Annotated in this window: 14 protein-coding genes and 1 pseudogene; 7 read left to right on the top strand and 8 right to left on the bottom strand. The window is 69.9% G+C overall.

Translation table 11 applies throughout. The features are described from left to right. Nucleotides 1–49: 49 nt before the first annotated feature. Nucleotides 50–850 carry a BTAD domain-containing putative transcriptional regulator gene (locus ACF062_RS07495; protein WP_392136845.1) on the bottom strand — a complete coding sequence of 267 codons (801 nt, stop codon included), beginning with the start codon at nucleotides 848–850 and terminating at the stop codon, nucleotides 50–52. Nucleotides 851–1,303: 453 nt separating this feature from the next. Here ACF062_RS07495 and ACF062_RS07490 point away from each other — a divergent pair, with 453 nt between their 5' ends. Together ACF062_RS07490 and ACF062_RS07485 are read left to right on the top strand one after the other, a co-directional pair. Further along, nucleotides 1,304–2,158 carry a 2OG-Fe(II) oxygenase gene (locus tag ACF062_RS07490; protein WP_392136844.1) on the top strand — a complete coding sequence of 285 codons (855 nt, stop codon included), beginning with the start codon at nucleotides 1,304–1,306 and terminating at the stop codon, nucleotides 2,156–2,158. A 90-nt stretch (nucleotides 2,159–2,248) separates the two neighbouring features. Continuing rightward, entirely contained in the window at nucleotides 2,249–3,133 is an 885-nt protein-coding gene (locus tag ACF062_RS07485; RefSeq protein WP_392136843.1) for a hypothetical protein, read from the top strand. On the opposite strand, the gene ACF062_RS07480 is transcribed toward ACF062_RS07485, so the two are convergent. Together ACF062_RS07480 and ACF062_RS07475 are read right to left on the bottom strand one after the other, a co-directional pair. Further along, nucleotides 3,072–4,202, bottom strand: coding sequence for a transposase (locus tag ACF062_RS07480; RefSeq protein ID WP_392136842.1), 1,131 nt, complete (start codon nucleotides 4,200–4,202; stop codon nucleotides 3,072–3,074). The two genes, ACF062_RS07485 and ACF062_RS07480, sit on opposite strands and share 62 nt — an antisense overlap. Beyond that, on the bottom strand, nucleotides 4,199–4,894 hold the full coding sequence (locus ACF062_RS07475) for a ScbR family autoregulator-binding transcription factor (RefSeq protein WP_392136841.1): 696 nt from the start codon (nucleotides 4,892–4,894) through the stop codon (nucleotides 4,199–4,201). The genes ACF062_RS07480 and ACF062_RS07475 overlap by 4 nt, the downstream gene beginning before the upstream one ends. Before the next feature lie 673 nt (nucleotides 4,895–5,567). Here ACF062_RS07475 and ACF062_RS07470 point away from each other — a divergent pair. The 3 genes from ACF062_RS07470 (at nucleotide 5,568) to ACF062_RS07460 (ending at nucleotide 8,272) form a co-directional block, all read left to right on the top strand. After that, nucleotides 5,568–6,527 (top strand): ScbA/BarX family gamma-butyrolactone biosynthesis protein, encoded by a 960-nt coding sequence (locus ACF062_RS07470; RefSeq protein ID WP_392136840.1) that lies wholly within the window; start codon nucleotides 5,568–5,570, stop codon nucleotides 6,525–6,527. After that, nucleotides 6,524–7,483 carry an NAD-dependent epimerase/dehydratase family protein gene (locus ACF062_RS07465; protein WP_392136839.1) on the top strand — a complete coding sequence of 320 codons (960 nt, stop codon included), beginning with the start codon at nucleotides 6,524–6,526 and terminating at the stop codon, nucleotides 7,481–7,483. Before ACF062_RS07470 ends, ACF062_RS07465 begins: the two co-directional genes overlap by 4 nt. A gap of 375 nt (nucleotides 7,484–7,858) precedes the next feature. Beyond that, the gene (locus ACF062_RS07460) at nucleotides 7,859–8,272 is read left to right on the top strand and encodes an SRPBCC family protein (protein WP_392136838.1); all 414 of its coding nucleotides are present in this window, start codon (nucleotides 7,859–7,861) and stop codon (nucleotides 8,270–8,272) included. Between the two features lie 88 nt (nucleotides 8,273–8,360). Here the strand turns inward: ACF062_RS07460 and ACF062_RS07455 are convergent, their stop codons facing one another. After that, nucleotides 8,361–9,878: a vanadium-dependent haloperoxidase gene (locus ACF062_RS07455; protein ID WP_392136837.1), complete on the bottom strand. Its 1,518-nt coding sequence runs from the start codon at nucleotides 9,876–9,878 to the stop codon at nucleotides 8,361–8,363. An 86-nt stretch (nucleotides 9,879–9,964) separates the two neighbouring features. Continuing rightward, nucleotides 9,965–10,597 carry an HD domain-containing protein gene (locus ACF062_RS07450; RefSeq protein WP_223777322.1) on the bottom strand — a complete coding sequence of 211 codons (633 nt, stop codon included), beginning with the start codon at nucleotides 10,595–10,597 and terminating at the stop codon, nucleotides 9,965–9,967. A 290-nt stretch (nucleotides 10,598–10,887) separates the two neighbouring features. Between ACF062_RS07450 and ACF062_RS07445 the strand changes: the two genes are divergently transcribed. Then, nucleotides 10,888–11,835, top strand: coding sequence for a transaldolase family protein (locus ACF062_RS07445; RefSeq protein ID WP_392136836.1), 948 nt, complete (start codon nucleotides 10,888–10,890; stop codon nucleotides 11,833–11,835). 53 nt (nucleotides 11,836–11,888) lie between these two features. Here the strand turns inward: ACF062_RS07445 and pabB are convergent, their stop codons facing one another. Then, nucleotides 11,889–14,000, bottom strand: coding sequence for an aminodeoxychorismate synthase component I (pabB, locus tag ACF062_RS07440; protein WP_392136835.1), 2,112 nt, complete (start codon nucleotides 13,998–14,000; stop codon nucleotides 11,889–11,891). Between the two features lie 18 nt (nucleotides 14,001–14,018). After that, a complete protein-coding gene (locus ACF062_RS07435) occupies nucleotides 14,019–14,744 on the bottom strand; it encodes a 50S ribosomal protein L11 methyltransferase (protein ID WP_392136834.1) in 726 nt (241 codons plus the stop codon). Nucleotides 14,745–15,018: 274 nt separating this feature from the next. Here ACF062_RS07435 and ACF062_RS07430 point away from each other — a divergent pair. Beyond that, nucleotides 15,019–16,779, top strand: a pseudogene (locus tag ACF062_RS07430) (helix-turn-helix domain-containing protein); the annotation flags it as partial. On the opposite strand, the gene ACF062_RS07425 reads toward ACF062_RS07430, so the two are convergent. Continuing rightward, nucleotides 16,769–18,040, bottom strand: coding sequence for an IS701 family transposase (locus ACF062_RS07425; RefSeq protein ID WP_392136833.1), 1,272 nt, complete (start codon nucleotides 18,038–18,040; stop codon nucleotides 16,769–16,771). The pseudogene ACF062_RS07430 and the gene ACF062_RS07425 sit on opposite strands and share 11 nt — an antisense overlap. Nucleotides 18,041–18,081 lie beyond the last annotated feature (41 nt).

The following is an 18,081-nucleotide window of genomic DNA, read 5'->3' as shown; positions in this document are numbered from 1 at the left end:
AAAGATGTACATAGTGGCTACTTTCTTGTGATTCGTCGTGGCGGACGTCTCAGGCGACCGACGCGAAGACCCCGTCGGCGTGCTCGTCCAGCCATGGCTCGCGGGCGAGGATGGCCTGGTGCAGCTTGTCGGCCATGCGGCCGGGCTCCACGCCAAAGCGGCTGATGAGTGTCGAGCGCAGGAGCCGGAAGGTGGCGAGGGCTTCCGCGGTCCGTCCTGCGCGGTAGAGCGCCGTCATCAACAGCGCTTGGACCTTCTCCCGCTCCGGGTGACGCAGAGCCAGCTGGCGCAGGTCGCTGAGGACCATGAGTTCTCTGCCCAGCCGCAGGTCGATCTCAAGCCTGCGCTCCAGGGTGGACGTCCACGCCTCGTCGAGTACGGTGCCGAGCTCCCGCAGGGCGGGCACGTCGCGCATGTCCGCCAACGCGGGACCGCGCCACAGGGCGAGCGCCTGGCGCAGGCGCCGGACCTCGCGCTCCAGGGCGTCGCGGCCACCATCCTCGAAGCTTTCCTGATGGTGGGCCAGAGCCCGGAACTCGACCAGGTCAAGGGAACTTTCGCCCAGCCGGAGAATATAGCCGGGCAGGCTGGTCGAGATCCCGTCGGGGTCGAATCCGAAGCTCGTCAGGTGCCGCCGGATCTTGGAAATGTACACCTGTAGGGCAGCTCGGGCAGTCGAGGGCTGACCCTCTTCTCCCCAAAGGTTCTCCGCAAGGCTGGACGCCGACAGACACTGGTCGTGATGGATCACCAGCAGCGCCAAAAGCGATCGCTGCTTGAAGGCTTTTGGGGTGCAGATTTCCTTTCCATCGGACACGACCTCGAAGTGGCCGAGAATCTTGAATTCCATAGGTGGATCCCCTGGGGTGAGAGGCGACTGCGCAAGGGCGGCGAGCTCGACCTCTGGCTACATCTGGACGGCAGCACCCGGTCGGGTGCACCTCCGGCGCGACACAACGTACCTCAGCTGTGAGCTGCGGGTTCTCTCTCCGCGCCCCCCTCGCCTCGGTGTTTTCCCCTGTGCCACCAGGAGAGTTGGGGGGCGAGCGGGCGCACATGGCGACCGATACTTTGGCAACTCTCCTGTCCGCAGCACCACGACGAACCCAGCTTCCGCATGAAGGGTTATCGACTGCGCTCCTGGACACACCAAAGCGGCGCTGAAGCCGCGGCGAACCAGATCTTTCTTCCGTCCGTTCCGATGATGCACTTCAGGAATGGTCTGCTTATGGTCGGGTGGCCACCAGGGCTCAGTCGCCCACACACCCCGAACGTCTTCGACTTTCCTTTGAAAGGACATCCCGTGATTGCGGACCAGGGCACCAAGAAGATCTCCCCGTTCGACGAGATGGAGAACCCGCGCGTCATCGAGGCGGAGCGAATTACGAGGGACGACCTCCTCTCGCTGGCCCACGGAGAGGCCATCGCGATCGTCGTCCGTGACTACTGCCCCCAGGACCTGTGCGCACGTGCCACACAGCAGCTGCTGCACGACAGCCTCTACGGCGAGTACGCGAACGTGCCCGGTGTGCACAAGTGGGGCCTGAACACGTACGAGGGGCTGTCCAGCAAGGAGCGCGAGCAGCACTACTTCTCGGAGGCCGTGGCTGCCGTCCAGTCGCTGCGGGACGCCTGGGCGCCGTACCTGTCGCCCATCGACCGCCTCCGGCTGGAGCTGCAGGAGGGCTGGCCGGGCGGTGCCAACATGGAGCACCTGGAGGGCAATCCGCTGTTCGTCGGCCAGGCCCGTGTGTTCACCGAGGGCAAGGGCGCAATCCCCCACCAGGACTTCCTGTCCTGGGAGTTGGAGGACCTTCGTCGGGAGGACCGCTCCGACGGCAAGGCCGAACTGCTGACGCAGATGACAGCCAACCTGTACCTGCAGACCGCCGATGAGGGCGGGGAGCTCGAACTGTGGTCGCGCGGTTACGAACACGCGGAGTACGACGTTCTGCGCGCTTCCGCGGACAGCTACGGGCTCAACCGCGACCTGATTCCCGAGCCCGCCGTGGCGCTGAAGCCGACCGCCGGCATGCTGATCCTCTCCCATGCCTCGCGCATCCACGCGGTCCGGCCTTCCAAGGGGCGCGACCGAGCGGCCGTGAGCTTCTTCATCGGAGTACGCGGCACCGAGCAGCCGCTCACCTACTGGAGCTGACCAGCACCGCGGTGGCGCGGGTGCGGCCGTCCGCCGCACCCGCGCCGCGCCGCACGGCACGCGGGTCACCGAGAGAAGAGACGAAGCACTGTGAGTACCGCAGATCTGCTGCCCCGAAGCCGGGCGCTTCATCCGTATGTGCGCGGGCGCCTGGCCGGACAGTTCGCCGAACTCGCCGCGGGGCAGGCGGACATGGCCGCCACGCTCCATTCGCTTGCCGAGTGCGAGGTGCCGTTCCCCCTGCGTTCGGTGCTGTCCGCTCACGCCGCGCAGTACGAGCGGGAGGCGGCACTGTCCTGCTCCATGGGCCGGAGTCTCGAAACCCCGGAGCATCCGCGGGAGAGGGCGCCGCTGGTACGGCCGCCGTCGCGGCGCCGCGCAGCGGACAGCGAGGACAGCCGGTGGTACATGCGCGTCAGCACCTGCTACCTCCTGCGTGACGGCGTACTCATCACCACCGCCCTGTCGGCGCTGCACGGAGATCTGCGAGCCGTCGCGGCATCGGACGATCTCGTGGCGGAGGTCGCGTCCATGAGTGAAGCGGCGGCCGTACGCCGGAACCAGGCATACGCAGTGGTGCGAGACGCTGTTCGCGATCACGGCTCAGGAATCTCCGCGGCAGCCCTCAGCCGGCTCGACGACCTGGTACGCGAGTTGGTCGGGCCGGAGCGGACCGGGGCGATGCCCACGAATCCCGTGGCGCTGAGAGACAGGGCCGAGACACTGGTCAGGTGTTGGGACGCGGCGTGTGAGCGGGCAGTCGAACTCTTCACCTCACTGGGGCTGCCCGCACAGGACGACGAGGTGAGGAGGCGCTGGCACCTCGCTGCGCGCGACGCTCTCGCGGAGCATGACCGGCGGTGGGGGCGGAAACACTGCGTGACGCAAGCCGCCGCTGCGGGACTGCTGCCGCTCACGCTGCCCGGCGCGCAGCCGGCACATGCAGCCGCGAGTCTGCTCCGCCCAGGCGGCTGAAGGCGAAGGCCGCAGACAGCAATGTCATGTGATGGTGCCAGCCGGGATAGGAACGGCCCTCGAAGGCGGCCATGCCGAACTCGTCGGTGAGGGCCTTCATGGCGGACGAGGCATCGGCATGCCTGCTCAGCCGGTACAACTTCTCCGGAGTCTCTTCGACGAGATTGGTGATCCACAGCCGGTCCTGCTGCTCCGGCGCCGAGACGGAGAACAGGCGGCACTCAGGCGATCCGGCCGCCACTCCTGGCAGGCCGACCGATCGACTGCGCATACGGATGCCCCCTCGGCCCACAGGGTCCTCCACCGTCCCCTCAAGCCCTAGAAGGCGACGCGCAGCGAGCACTGGTCCGGAACGAGTCCGCGCCGGGAGGCTGTCCGGTACGGCGACGACGAAGTCGTAATGGCGCGCTCGCAGTGTCCGCAGAAGCCATCCGACCCCCTGCTCGTGGGAGAGATCGGTCACCAGGGGACGCGGGGCGGACCCGCTGTCGGCGACCAGGGAGTCCACAAGTTCGAGAACGTGACCGACCAGCGTGGTGTCACGAACGGCCGCAGGGATTCTGGTGCGCGCGCGCAGCCCTTCGTCCTGCGCCCATCTGCCCGGCAGGAGCAGCCTCCACGCGACAGGCATGTGCGCCTGCCTGCCGGCCAGGAACATCCCGATGCCTGCCTGGCAGTTGACGGTGCGCCCCCGTTCGGGGAGGAAACGCTGATGCACACCCGCACAGTGCTCTCCACGCCTCGCCACTGTCGCCATCCCGACCACCCAGGCGCGGATGCGGTCTCGCTCCTCCACCCACTGCAACAGCGAGCGGCGGACCGGAAGCCAGTCCCACGGGCTGGCGTTGACGAACTGGTGGAAATTGTGAGCCGCCTCCGGCATACCCACGGAATCCGCCAGATTGCGGCCCGATTTGCGCCCTGGAGCGGTCAACAGCGCCCGGGTGTAGATGTGCGCCCATTGCCGCTGATCGGCACGCGGCAGTGCCGCGAAGATCTCCTGCGTAAAGCGTTGCAAGGGCTCGCTGTCCCGCGATGCGGACAGCTGAGCCACGTCCGGCGGTGTCATGATCGAACTGTCTTTCCGTGAACTGGGTCCGGGTGCTGGACGGGGTCCTCACCGGCGACCGAGGTGGCCTCCCGCGCGTCATCGACCTCGGGCGGAGCGGTGGTCCGCAGCCGCAGGAGGATGCCTGGAGCGGCCAGGCCCGGCAGGACGAGCCGCCACAGCGCCGAGGTCCGGGCGAGCAGGTCCCGGCGGTCGCTGTAGACCTGCGACATCACCTGGAGACCGGTGAACGACCCGACGATGGTCTCGGCGACTTCCTGGAAGTCGGTGCCCGGCAGGAGCTCACCCTGCTCCCCGGCTTGCCGCAACAGGTCTGAAACCGCCGCGACGGACTGCTCGTAGGGGGTGCGGGCCGAAGGAGTGAACGACGACTGCTCGACAGCGAGCCGCACACTGGCCCGCAGAAGGGTGTCGTACTGCAGTTGGTGCGCGAAACCCAGCGTGAGATCGATCGCGGCCTGCAACCGCACTTCCCGGTAGGGAACCGCCAGGGCTTCACCATGGGCCTCGATCAGCGCTGAGGCGATCGCCTCCTTCGAGGGGAAGTGGTGGTAGAGAGCACCACGGGTGAGGTCGGCCCTGGCGAGGATCTCAGTCGTGCTCGCCGCGTCGTACCCGCGCTGGTCGAACACGTGGGCCGCGGCCTCAAGGATCGATTGCCGGGACCTGATGCCACGCTCTTGTTGCGCCATCGCGTCTCCTCACTTCCTCTTGACAGAACCAAGCGAACTTGTCTGCACCTTTTCAGCTTCGCGTGGCCGTTGCGCACGAGTGGGTGTCGCGGCATCCCCGCACAGGGTTCGAGGGCGTGTACGGCATGCTCCCATCCTGTCGTCACCGAGGCCGCGTTGCCAGCACCCCTTCAGTGTGCCAAATTCGCAGGTCAGCGCGGTATCCGTCTCGATGATCGAGAGGTCGGGCAGCCCGCGGGACGACTCACGAAGGCGTAGGGAAATCCACGGCACGCCGTGCGGGACAGCTCGGCGCACGGCCACCGGCGAACTGTTACGCCGCTCACCATTCGAGACATTACCAGGCAACCTTGTCTGGTTATCAACCCCCTCCGATAGAGGAACACGCCCAGGCAGGGCCTGTAAGCAAGCATCGAAGACCCTCCTGTATGCGAATATTTGGTACTTAGCGGACCGTTGGGGCCGGGCAGCCCTTTCGAGTCCCACAGGCAGGGGTACCGAAGGTGGGCAAACCGCACACAGAAACAAGGCAGGGTTGCCTGCTTCTGATGGGTTCACTGGTCGAAGGGCCGGTATGGCTGCCTCTATCTTTTGGCTGCACACGTTCCGCCCCGACGGGGCAAACGGGCCCAACCCGTCACACTCCGTGCCCAGAAAGACAGGAGCGCCTGAAATGCTGAGTGCCATTCCCGCGCCCCGGATCGACACCGTCCCTTCGCCGAGCCCCTGGTCCACCACGACGGTTCCGCGCGGGTACGTCCACCGCGCCGCCGTTGCGGAAGTACTGCTCACCGGGTGGGAAAGCGCCGGAGGTTCCGGAACAGGCCCACAGGATTCCTTCCTCGTCAGGGCACAGTGGCCCCGGGGGCACGCCCTCTTCGCTCCCTCCGGCGGCCACCAGGACCCGATGCTCTTGATCGAGTCGATCCGGCAGGCGGGAAGCCTGCTGTCCCACGCCGAATACGGAGTGCCCTTCGGACATCAGTTCCTGATGTGGGACATGTCCTTCGCCGCCGAACCCGCCGCGTTCACGGTCGGCCCCACCCCGACCGAAGTCGAACTGCACACGACGTGTCACGACATCGTTCGGCGCGGCCGGACCATCGCCGGCATGCGCTACAGCGTCTCCGTCCTGCGTGACGGACACGCCGTTGCTGTCGGTGGCGCACGTTTCAGCTGCACCAGCCCCACCGCCCACCGCCGCCTGCGCGGCGAACGGCCCACCGCGACGGAGGGCATCCTTCCCCCTGCGGTCGCGCCCGCGGCCGTCGGCCGCACCTCTCAGAAGGACGTCCTGCTGGCCGCGCCGGCGCAGGGCGAACCGCATTGGGAGCTGCGCATCGACACCGACCATCCCATCTACTTCGACCACCCGGTCGACCACATACCTGGCATGGTGCTCATCGAAGCCGGTCGGCAGGCGGCACGCGCCGTGACCCACCGGCCCGACGCGATCCTCGTCGGGATGGAGAGCACGTTCATCCGCTACGCGGAACTCGACGCACCGTGCCGGATGGAAGCGGAGGTCGAGGGTCTGGACTCCGATGGACATCTCCGCGTGCACGTGACCGCGATGCAGCAGGGCACGCAGGTCTTCAACGCCGACCTGACACTCCGAGATCCGCGCTCATGACGGCGATTCCTGGGACACCCCCTGTCCGCACCGTCCTGGTCACTGGCGCCGCGGGCTTCATAGGCAGCCACGTGGCTCGCGAGGCGGCCTCGCACCAGAACCTGCGCCTCGTGCTGATGTCACACCGTCGGCCCGTGTCCGTCACAGCCCGCCGCGAGCGCATCGTTTCGGCGGATGTCTCCGACCCCCGTTCACTCCACGGCGCCCTTGACGGCGTCGACGTCCTGCTGCACTGCGCATCACACGTCGGCCCGACAACCGAACTCAACAGGTCGGTCAACGCGGAGGGAACACAGAACCTGGTCGATGAGGCTCTCCGAGCGGGAGTCAAGCGCATCGTGTACGTAAGCACCGCATCCGTCTACGGCAGAGGCACATTCCGGAACGCCACGCCCCTCCAGCTCACCAGAAACCCCGGATCCCAGACCTCCCTCACCCGGGCCGAGGCCGAAGACGCGGTCTTCGACGCCGGTGGCATCGTCCTTCGCCCTCATCTGGTCTACGGCGAAGGGGACACCTGGTTGCTGCCGGGCCTGGCCCGACTCCTCCGAGCCCTGCCCGGCACCGTGGAGGGCTGGACCGCCAGACTGTCCGTCGTCTCAGCCCTGGATCTTGCCCGCCTGGTGGTGGCCAGTGGTCTCGCACAGGCGGAGCGGCTGTCGACAACCGCGTACCACGCCAGTCATCCTGCCCCCCTCCAGGCGTCCACCCTGCTCCGCGCGGTCGCCACGCACTACGGGATTCCCTGGCCGGATCAGGACCTCTCCCGTTCCCGCGCCCAGCAGATCCTGGCCGAGGAACCTTCGCGGCGCGGCCTGGCGATGCTGACGACCGACCACTGGTTCGATGGGACCCGCCTCTGGCAGGACCTCCAACTGGCCCCTGGCCCAGGCTTCGAGGCGGAATTCCAACCCAGCCGGACGCGATCCCGTGATGCTGCCCTTCGGACGGGCTGAGCAGTTCAAGAGGTTCGGGGCCCGTAACGCCCACACCGCCGGCGGCAGATGCTGCCGGGGAAGAAGTGGCCGGTCGCCTGCTCATCCGTTCGGTCGCTGTCCGCTCGCACACCTCCGGCGGCCCGCATCAGATGGATTCCATCCGATCTGCCCGGGTCTCCGGGTGAGAAGCCGACCGTCGGGTACGCGAAAAGTCACCGTGGATCTGGAAGGAGAGCCCCCAAGACCCTCGGCCACTGACGCCGCCGGTCGTCACCATGTCCGACGTCTGAGCGTCTCCGCGCAAGTAGGGCGCAAGCGCGACAGACGTTCCTTTTGTACGTTCCTTTTGTGCCCCTGTGTACCTGTGTCCCCGAGTCGAGGAACGGTGTCCCGATGACCGAGTACGAACGTTCGCGCACGATGCCCGCACTGCCCGAGCACGTTTTCGACCAGGCCGCCGACGTCGACCAGATGGACGCGTGGCTGCCGCAGGAACTGCACGTGGACGCCGGTGAGCCACCCGCCGTCACCGTGCACGAGGACCGCACAGACCAGGACGTGTCCGCCCTGCTGCGGGCCCGGCGCGACCAGATGCGACTTGAGTGGGGCACCCGCGAACAGGGCGGCTACACCGGCTGGCTCCAGGTCGCCGGCATGGACAGCGGCACCAGTGAGGTCACGGTGCACCTGTCGTTCTTCGAGGAGGGGCACGACCCGGGGGAACAGGCCGTGCGCACCGCCCTCGACCGCAGCCTCCAGCGGCTGGAGGAACAGGTGCGGCTGCGCGTCGACAACGCGGCCGGCTGAGGACCGGTCCCTGGAGCCGCAGGGCCGGTTGAACGCTGACCGTCACCGGGCGCGGCTGCCGCGTTCGGCCGGAGGAGCCGTCCGGGGATCAGGCGTCGGGGTGGCTGCCGTCGAAGTACTGCTTGGACTCCGCCCAGACGTCGCGGGCGAGTTCGCGGGCCTGCGCGTCGGCCTCGGTGTGGTCGAACTCCCAGTGCACGCCGCCCCACAGGCGCGACTCGCCCACCTCCTGGGCCGCGTCGGAGAACGTGTCCCACTTGAGCGCGATGTCCTTCGACGGCATACCGGTCTCGATGCCCGAGCTGCCCGCCTTGATGACGCCCGTGCCGCCGTACTCGTCGGACCCGGTGAACTGCTCGAGGATCTCCGCCCCGGCGGCGGTGAAGCCGGTGTGCCCCGAGCCGTAGGCCGCGAAGGCAGGCGTCTTCAGGTACGGCTGCCACTTGGCGCCGTCGATCACCTTGGTGCCCTGGCCGGGGCCCGCGTAGCCGCGGATCATCTTGCCGTCCATCGCGTAGCGGATCATGGTGATCGGACGGCCGTAGTCGAAGTGGACCTTGGTCTTCCAGTCGACGACAGCCTCATCGCCCTCCGCGATGTTCAGGGCGAAGAACATCTTCACGTCCTGGTCGAGGCCGTGGTGGTCGCGCTTGGACACGAAGGCCGCCCACTCCTGCGGGATGGACGACGACGAGGTGTCCCGGTACTGCCAGAACTCGGCGAGCGCCTTCTGGCGCTCCGTCAGACCGGCGTTTATGTCCATCTGTTGGGCTATCGCACGCTTCGATGCGGCGCTGCCGTACTTCGGGGGCGCCGACGGGAGGTAGCTGTCCACGTCGTTGATGACGAACGGCTTCGACGCCGCGAAATGCGGGGTGAGGAAGTTGTGCGTCATGCCGTTCAGGGTCAGCGGCGTCCACCGGTTCGGGTCGACGATCTTGCTCTTGTCGAAGTGGTTCACGTCCTGCGCCGGGTTGACCGGCTTGTAGAAGCCCTCCGGCGACGTGTACGGCGGGTCGCCCAGCTGGTTGGAACCGTCCTGATGGCGGACCTCCAGCAGCGCGTCGGTCGCCTCGACCGCCACGGCGGCGGGCGTTCCCGCCGCGGCGGTGTCGGCCTCCGCCGCGTCGTAGCCGAGCGCCGCGAGCTTGGCGTCGAAGGTCGCCCGCTGCTTGGGGAACAGGTCGCTCAGCGCGCGGTGCGCCGCGAAGCTGACCGCCTTGCGCTTGTTGGCCTCGGTGCGCTCCACCGCGGGGCGGCGCAGGTCACCGCCGAGCTGGGTGCCGACGGCCTTCGCGTCGTACGCGGCCCAGGCGTCGTACATCGCGTTGTGCACCACCGCGAGCGTCCGGCCGCCGACCGGCGGCGGAGTGGGGTGCATGGAGCCCTGGTTGTTCACCGCCATGGCTTCGCTGATCAGCTTGTTCCACTGCAGGACGACGTTGTCGCCGTCGGCCCGCGCCTGAACGGCGAACGGGGCCGGCCCGGCGTCGCCGGCCGCCGCGGACGCGGGTCCGGTGACCGTGGTGGCGAGACTCATGGCGGTGACGGAACCGAAGACCGCCCAGCGCTTGAGGGAGTTCGTATGGAGACGGATGGACTTCATGACGGTGTCACGGAGCCTTTCTCAATGGTGGGGTGAGGAGTGGGGTGGGGTGCGGTGAGGGGGCGGCGGTCGGCGCCGTTGGTGGGTTACTCGGGCCAGCGCGATTCCGTGATGACGTCGACGAAGTTCGGCCGCACGTAGCCCTCGGTGTAGCGCGCGAGGACATCGGCCTTGATGTTGCCGAAGGTGGTGTCGGGGCGGTGCGCGATGCCGTCGTTGAAGGCCTGAAGGATCCGGCGCTTGAAGTCGGGGCGGGGGTGCGCCGCGACGACGGCGGCCCGCTGCTCGTCGGCGATGTCGTCGTAGCCGATGCCCAGGACGTCGAGCTCGACACCGGCTGTGACCAGGGCGATCTCGGGAGCCATGTAGGTGGGGATCTCGGGGGTGGTGTGCAGGGCGATGGCCTCCCACACCACTCGGGCCGCGTCCTCGGTGACGCCGCGCGCCAGGAGGAACTCCTTGGCGTCCTCGGCGCCGTCGATCTCGAAGCGACGGGTGGACGTGCGGTGCTTCTCGGTGAGCCCGAGGTCGTGGAACATCGCGCCCACGTAGAGCAGTTCGGCGTCGTACGACAGACCGCGCCGGTTCCCCTGCAGCGCGCCGAAGAGGTACACGCGGCGGGAGTGGTGGAAGATCAGTTCGTCGGCCGTGTCCCGGACCAGCTCCGTGGCCTCCTTGGCCAGGACGCTGTCGGGCACCTTGATGTCGGCAATGGTCATGTGTGCTCCTGAGGGCGGGTGCAGCGGAAAAGGAAGGCGCGGCGCGCCGTGGTGGGCGACTTCGGAGTGCGGCCCGGACAGGTGTCCGGCGCATGCTCGTCGGCGACGGGCAAGACAGTAGGTACGCGGTGGGCGGCGGCACAGGACGCGGGCCGCGACTTCGTCAACTGGGCTGTACGCGGGTGTGGTTCGGCCCCCCTGCCCATGGGATCGGGCTGCCTGCGGGGAGACTTGACAGAGCCTGCGGGGGTCGCTGTCCCGGCGGCGCGGCTCTCCCTAGGATCCACCGCATGATGAGCCAACGGGCCGTCGGCCTCGTGGAACAACTCGCCGCCGAAGGGGTCCAGTCATGGCTGGCCGTGGAAGGCGCACCACACATCGCCGTCCCGGACCAGCTCCCGCACACCCTTCGGGCCCCGGCCGGTGTGCTGCTCCCCGCTCACGCACCGCCCGACCTGCAGGCGGTGCGGCGCCTGTGCGAGCGGGCGCGGGCGGCGTCCGCGTCCCCGCTCGGCGGGTCTTCGCCCGGACTGGTGTCGGCTCCGGTCGATCCCGCGTACGCCGATGACGCCCCGTCCCTGGTACGGGCCGCCCGATCGCTCCGGGCGTCCGTGGACCGGCCGAACCTACTGGTCCAGATTCCGGCCACCGAGGCGGGCCTGGAGGCGATGAGCGAGTGCCTCGCCCTGGGCATCAGCGTCAACGCCACACTGATCTGCACGGTCGAGCAGGCCGACCGGGTCTTCGACGCGCTGCTCGACGGCATGGAGCGGGCCCTGGTCGCGGGCACGGCTCCCGTGGAGACCCGGGTTTTCCTGACCTGTCCGGTCGGCCTCTTGGACGACGTCGGCGTACCGGACGCCGGCGTGGCGACCGCCGGCGTCGCGATGGCCCGGCTCCTGTACGCGCTCCGCGAACGACGCCTGAGGAACACGTGGTGGCGAGTGCTGCGGGCCGGCAGCATCGCTCCCCCGACGCTCCTGTGGACGTCACTGCGGACACACCACCTGCCCCGGCTCATCGGCTGGAACACGGGCGTGGCCCTCACCGCTCCCGAGCTGGAAGCGGCGGCGTCCGGCGCCGAGTTGGCGGGTGACGTCATGCCGGGCGTGCGGGAGGGGGAGGAGGAACTGCTGCTGTGCGGCGCGGGTGGCGGGGCCGGCGCCCGGACGGCCGCGGATCTGCTCGCGGCGGAGCTGACCCGGTGCCGCGACGCCTGGCACGCCGCCGCCCGCTGACCGGTGCCGAGCGGTGGGCAGGGACGGACTCGCGTGGGACGGAGGCACAGGGCTCAGCCGTCCGTCCGCCGGCCCAGCGTCCGTGCGGTGAGCTCCGCCCCGGTCAGCGTCCGCAGCGGCACCGCCTTCACCATCGTCTCCGCGAACTCCTCGGCCGGGTCGGACAGCGTGACGATCGCTCCGCCGACGCCGTAGGTGACCCGGTCGTCGGTGACCACGGCGGTCCGGATGACGACGCTCAGATCAGCCGCTCCCGAGAGGGAGAAGTAGCCAAGGGCGCCGGAGTAGACACCGCGCGCCCCGCCTTCGAGCCGGTCGAGCACGCGCATCGTGCGCACCTTCGGGGCGCCGGTCATGGAGCCGGCCGGGAAGGCCGCCCGCACGCAGTCCACGGCGGTGCGCCCCGGGGCGAGCCAACCCTGCACGGTGCTCACCAGCTGGTGCACGGTGGCGTACGTCTCCACCTCGAACAGCCCGGTGACCCGTACGCTGCCGGGCCGCGCGCAGCGCCCTATGTCGTTGCGGACCAGGTCGACGATCATGAGGTTCTCGGCGCGGTCCTTCTCACTGCCCAGCAGATCGGCGACGTGCGCGGCGTCCTGGGCCGGGCTCTCCCCGCGTGGTCTCGTTCCCTTGATGGGCTTGGACTCGATCCGCCCGTCGGCCGAGACGGTCAGGAAGCGCTCGGGCGAGGTGCTCAGGACCGAGAACCCGTCGAACAGGAGCAGCGCGCCGAACGGCGCGGGGTGGGCGCGGCGCAGCAGCCGGTACCCCTCCCACGGGTCGAACGTCCCGTGCGCCCGGGCCTGGTTGGTGAGGCACACCTCGTACGTCTCGCCCGCGGCCAGTTCCTCCCGGCAGGCGTCGATGAGGTCCAGGTAGGCGGCGCGGTCGTGGCGGAGGCGGAGGTCGGGCGCGTTGACGGGCGGCACGGGGGCGGCGAGCCGCGGGGCGGGCACGCCGCGGAGCAGGGCCTCGGTGGCCGTCAGCCAGTCGACGGCGGCATCCGTCCGCTCGTCCGGGCCGTCCTCGACCAGGGCGAGCAGATGGGTGAGGCCCGTCAGGTGGTCGAGGACCAGGGCGCGGTCGGCGAAGACCATGACGGCGTCGGGCTGCGGGGAGCGGTGCACCGCTTCGCCGCCGCACTGGGCCTTGAGTTCGTAGCCGAGATATCCGACCCAGCCGAGCGCGAAGCCGCCCGGCAGGTCCGGGAGTCGGACGCTCATGCCGTGCAGGTCCCGGTCGAGCCAGTCCAGGAAAGGGCCGCCGACCACTTCCGTTCCCGCGCGTGAGGTCACGGAGACCGTGCCGCTCGCGACGTCGGCGGTGGCCACGCGGGCCAGCGGCCCCGAGGCGTCGCCCAGCACCGAGAACCTGCCGCGGGCCGGGTCGAAACGGCTGCTGTCGAGCCAGAAGGCGTGGGCGTTCGGGCGGAAGAGACGGTCGTACGTCTCCTCGGCACCCCAGCGGGTCGGCAGCTGCCGGGTGAGCACCCGCAGCCTGCGCGGGGCCGGCGCATCCGGTGCCGCGGGCGGTGAACCGGCGGCCACGTGCCGCCCGACCTTCGCGGGAACGGGACGCTCCGCCCCACACCCGCGCGCCAAGTCGGCGAAGTTGCGCATGAGTTGTAAGCCGTGCTCCGTGCAGATGGACTCCGGGTGGAACTGCACCCCCCACATCGGCCGGGTCCGGTGGCGAAGGCCCATCAGCACGCCGTCCGGGGTCCACGCGGTGGCGGCCAGTTCGGCCGGCAGGTCGGTGACCGCCAAGGAGTGGTAGCGGACCGCCTCCAGCGGCGAGGGAAGTCCCCGGAACAGTTCCCGTCCGTCGTGCAGGACGGGGGAGAGCCGTCCGTGGCGCGGTTCCGGTGCCCGGCCGATCCGCGCGCCGTGGGCCAGCCCGATGCCCTGGTGGCCGAGGCAGATGCCGAGCAGCGGCAGTTCGGTGCGCTCGACGATCTCCCGGCAGATCCCGAAGTCACCGGGGCGGCGCGGGTTCCCGGGGCCCGGCGAGATGATCACGCTGTCGAAGCCGGACAGCATGCCGGTGCGCCAGTGGGGGTCGTCGTTGCGGACCACATCGGGCTCGTTGCCGGTCACTTCGGTGACGTAGTGGAAGAGGTTGTACGTGAAGGAGTCGTAGTTGTCGACGAGCAGAGTGCGCACGAGTGTCTGCTCCAGGGGTCAGCGGCCGGCGGGGACGACTTCGAGGAGCAGGTGCTCGACCCGGTCGCTGCCGTACACGCCCTCGAGCACGTCGACGGCGGCCACCGTGCGCAGTTCCCGGCCGCACTCGTCGGCGATCCGGTGCAGTACGCCGAGGTCTCCGCGGGTGCTGAAGTGGAGCAGGGCCCTGCCGTGCGGCGTCAGGCGCTCGGGAGCCTCGGCCAGGAAGCGGCGGTGGGCGCGGTAGCCGACGTCGACGTAGGCGCACTCGTGGACGGAGCGGTACTGGTAACCCTCGGGCGCCAGGACGTAGTTGGAGCTCCAGAAGACCGTGTCGAAGCGCTCGTCGGGGGCGAGTCCGTCGAACATGTCGCTGTGCACCGACCGCACGCGGTCCGCCACGCCGTGCCGGCGGGCGTTGAGGTCGGCGTTGCGCACGGCCCGGTGGTTGATGTCCAGGGCGACGACCCGCTCGGCGCCGGCCAGCGCCGCCTGGACGGCGATGACCCCCGTGCCGGTCCCCACGTCGAGGAACGACCGCGTCGAGGACGCCGGGGCGCCTCCGGCGAGGCCGAGGAAGTCCAGGCCGATGCCCGTCGAGGGAGAGTAGACGGGGGCGAACACCTCGTCCAGGAGGTCCCACTCGCGATCGCACAGGTGGAAGGTACGGGGTCTGTCCGCCCTGGTCAGGGAGGTGCGACTGCGCTCGAGGGAGCGTTCGTAGTTCTGGACGTGCAGCGTCATCGAGCGTCTCCAAAGGGGGTTTCGGTGACTCTGCGGCATAGGGCGAGCACCGGGTGTGGGCATCACCCTGCCGCCCCGAAAGTGCCGCGGGAAGGTGCCTCCGCGACAGGCCGGACCGCCACCAGCGGTGACCGGGCCACCGAGCCCCAGCTCTGACCTGCGTTTTTCACTTCAACAATCTGTTGACCTCCAGTTGACCCTTCTTTAAGGTTCTGCGGTTGTGGGCGAGGGCCCGGCACGGGCCGGGCCGGAAGGCCACAACGGGGGAGGAACCATGCACCAGGGCGACGCGACCGACGAAATCGTGGGCATACTCGACCAGTTGGCCGTGGGAGCGACGCCTGACCGGCTGAAGCAGGTGGAGCGGGCCAAGGACCTCGCGTTGCGCGTGCAGGGGCTGATGTCCCAGCAGCACAGCCGGCAGACCGGACTCGCGGCGCTCATCGACACCGCGCGCGAGCTGACCCGTCCCTACGACCTGAGCAGCCTGCTCACCGTCATCGCGCGCCGGGCCCGCTTCCTGCTCGGCCTCGACATGGCCTGGCTGTCGATCCACTCCCCCGCGGGCGGTGAGTCGGTGGTGCACGCGGCCGACGGCCACATCAGCATGGTCAGCGTGGGAATGCGGGTGCCCACCGCGGGCGGGCTCGGCAATCTGGTGACCGAGCGGGCCGCCCCCGTGTGGACCGCCGACTACCTCAACGAGGACGAGATCCCGCGCACCGACACCACGCACGGCGCGGTGCGGGCGGAGGGGCTGCGCGCCGTGCTCGGGGTGCCGCTGCGCCGGGACGCCGCCATCCTGGGCGTGCTCTACGTCGGGCACCGGCAGGTGCGGTCGTTCACGGCGGACGAGATCACCCTCATGTCGTCGCTGGGCGACCTGGCGGCGGTCGCGATCGAGAAGGCGCAACGGCTGGGCCGGGCGCAGGACGAGGTGAGCGAGCTCCGGCTCGACGCTTCCCGCGCCGAGGACTCGTACGCCTCGGCGCAGCGGCTCAACCTCGTCTACGCCAGGCTCATCGACCTGGTGCTGCGCGGCGGTGATCTGCACACGCTGGTGGACGAGGCAGGCGAGCTGCTCGGGGGCACGTTCCTGGTCCGCGACCCGAGCGGCACCGATCTGACGGCCACGCCGGTCCCGGGGCTCGACGAGGCCGAGCTCCGCAAGGTCGCCATGGGGGCGCACCCCGGAGGGCAGCCGGTGATGACGCCCGGCGGCACCTGGGTGTGCCCGATCCTGGCGGGCGAGGAACCGCTCGGCACGCTGATCCTGGCCACGGACCGGCCGCTCGACGAGCAGCAGACGCACATCATCTCCCTGACGGCGCGGGTCACCGCCGTCTCCCTGCTCCTTCAGCAGAGCACCAGCCTCGCCGAACTCCAGGTGCGCAGCGAGGTGTTCCAGGACCTGATCCACGGCGAGCAGCTGTCCGCGCGGCAGTTGGCCGACCGCGCCCGCAGACTCGCCGTCGACCTGAGCGTGCCGCATGTGCTCGTCGTGGCCCGCCCCGAGAACGACCCGCAGGGCAGGGGGGCCTTCTGGGCGTCGTCGTACGCGCATCAGCGTTCCGGCCTGAAGAGCGTGGAGTCGGACGGGATCGTGCTCCTGCTGCCGGGCGCGGACGCCGGGGCCACCGGCCGGACCGTGGCCACGGAGTTCGCCGCGGCGCTGGGGCATCCGGTGACGGTGGGCAGCGCAGGGCCGGTCACGTCCGCGGAGACGCTCTCGGAGGCCTTTCAGGAGGCGCAGCGCTGCCTGGACGCGCTGACCGCGCTCGGTTCGGCGGGCGGCGCCGCCTCGTCGCGCGAACTGGGTTTTCTGGGGCTGCTGTTGTCCGACGAGCCCAACGCGGGAGGGTTCATCGCGGACGCCATCGGCCCGGTCCTGGAGTACGACGCCCAGCAGGGCACCGAGCTCACCCGGACCCTGGAGACCTACTTCTCCCTTGGCGGCAGCGCCACCCGCACGGCCGACGCCCTGCACGTCCACCCCAACACGGTGGCCCGCAGGCTGGAGCGGATCACCGAACTGCTCGGTGAACGCTGGCAGGACTCGACGCAGCGTCTCGAGGTGCAGATCGCGCTCCGGCTGAACCGGATCCGGCACACGGTACGCGCGCGGGGCGGCGGCCTGACGGCGCGGCGCTGATCCGCCGTCCCAGGACGACGGAGGCGCGGGTCCGGGCCCTGGCGGGGGGCGCCTCCGACAGGGCGGCGACGGCGTGCGCGACGGAGGCCAGCGTCATGTGGCGGTGCCAGCCGCCGAAGGACCGGCCTTCGAAGTCCCGCAGGCCGACCCGTGCGCCGACGTTGTCCACGCCGTGCGCGGTCCAGCCGCTCAGCTTCGTCAGGCGCAGCAGTTCGGGGACCGGGGTCCGGGTCAGGTCGGTGAGCCAGACGCGGGTCGGCGGCAGCCGGGGATCCTCCCACTCGCCGACGAGGAGCAAGGATCGCCGGCCTTCGAGTCCCGCGCGCGCCGCCCCGCGCTCGGGGCGGGGCAGGGCCACCGGGATCGCCATGGCCAGCGAGGTGTGCCGCCGGCCCGAGGCGTGGTCGACCCACTCCACCGCCCGCCGCAGGCCCTTGACCGACTCCAGGATGTGGCGGGCGGTGAGCGGGCCCGATCCGAAGCCGGGCATCGCCGGCGCGGCCACCTCGCAGGCGGTCAGCGAGCCGACCCTGGCGATCAGCGGCACGGAGATCGCGTCGAGCCCGGTGGCCAGGCGGCGCACGTCGGCCCCCGGTACGTCGAAGACCACGGGCCTGGCGGGCAACCGCCAGCTCCGCAGGGGTTCGAGGGCGGTCGCGGTGGCGCACTCCTCGGGGGTCGTGCCGATGACTTCCGTGGGGATGCCCGCCCGGCGTCTGCGGGTCTGGTCACCGGTCCACCGGTCCGACAGGAAGAGGCGCCAGTTCACCGGGACGCTCAGCTCGTCCGACGCCGACCACAGGCCGTAGGCGTACTGGCCGCTGGAGGGCTCGCCGGCCTGTCTGTCGCTCCGGGGGTCGACGCCCACCGACCACTCCCCCACCTTGGGGATGACGTGCGGCCGGACCACCCAGGCGCTCGGCGGCGCGCTCCGCTGGAGATAGTGGGCGAGCGCCTCCCTCGCGGGCCGCCAGTCCCAGGTCGAGGCGCTGATGAAGTGGTGCATGCTCTGCTCCGCGGCGCCGCCGCCGAGCAGGGCGGCGATGTTGCGCATGGACTTGCGCCCCTGTGCCGCGAGCAGCCCGCCCACGTACTGCTCACCCTTGCTGAGCTGGTCCCTGCGGTGCAGGGAGTGCGGCAGCACGTACCCCGTCAGTTGCGAGGCCGAAGCCGGTCGCGAGACCG

The sequence above is a fragment of the Streptomyces sp. NPDC015345 genome (genome assembly GCF_043078805.1).
GTDB lineage: Bacteria > Actinomycetota > Actinomycetes > Streptomycetales > Streptomycetaceae > Streptomyces.
Note: the sequence above shows the minus strand (reverse complement) of the source record. Positions and strands in the feature narration are given on the sequence as shown.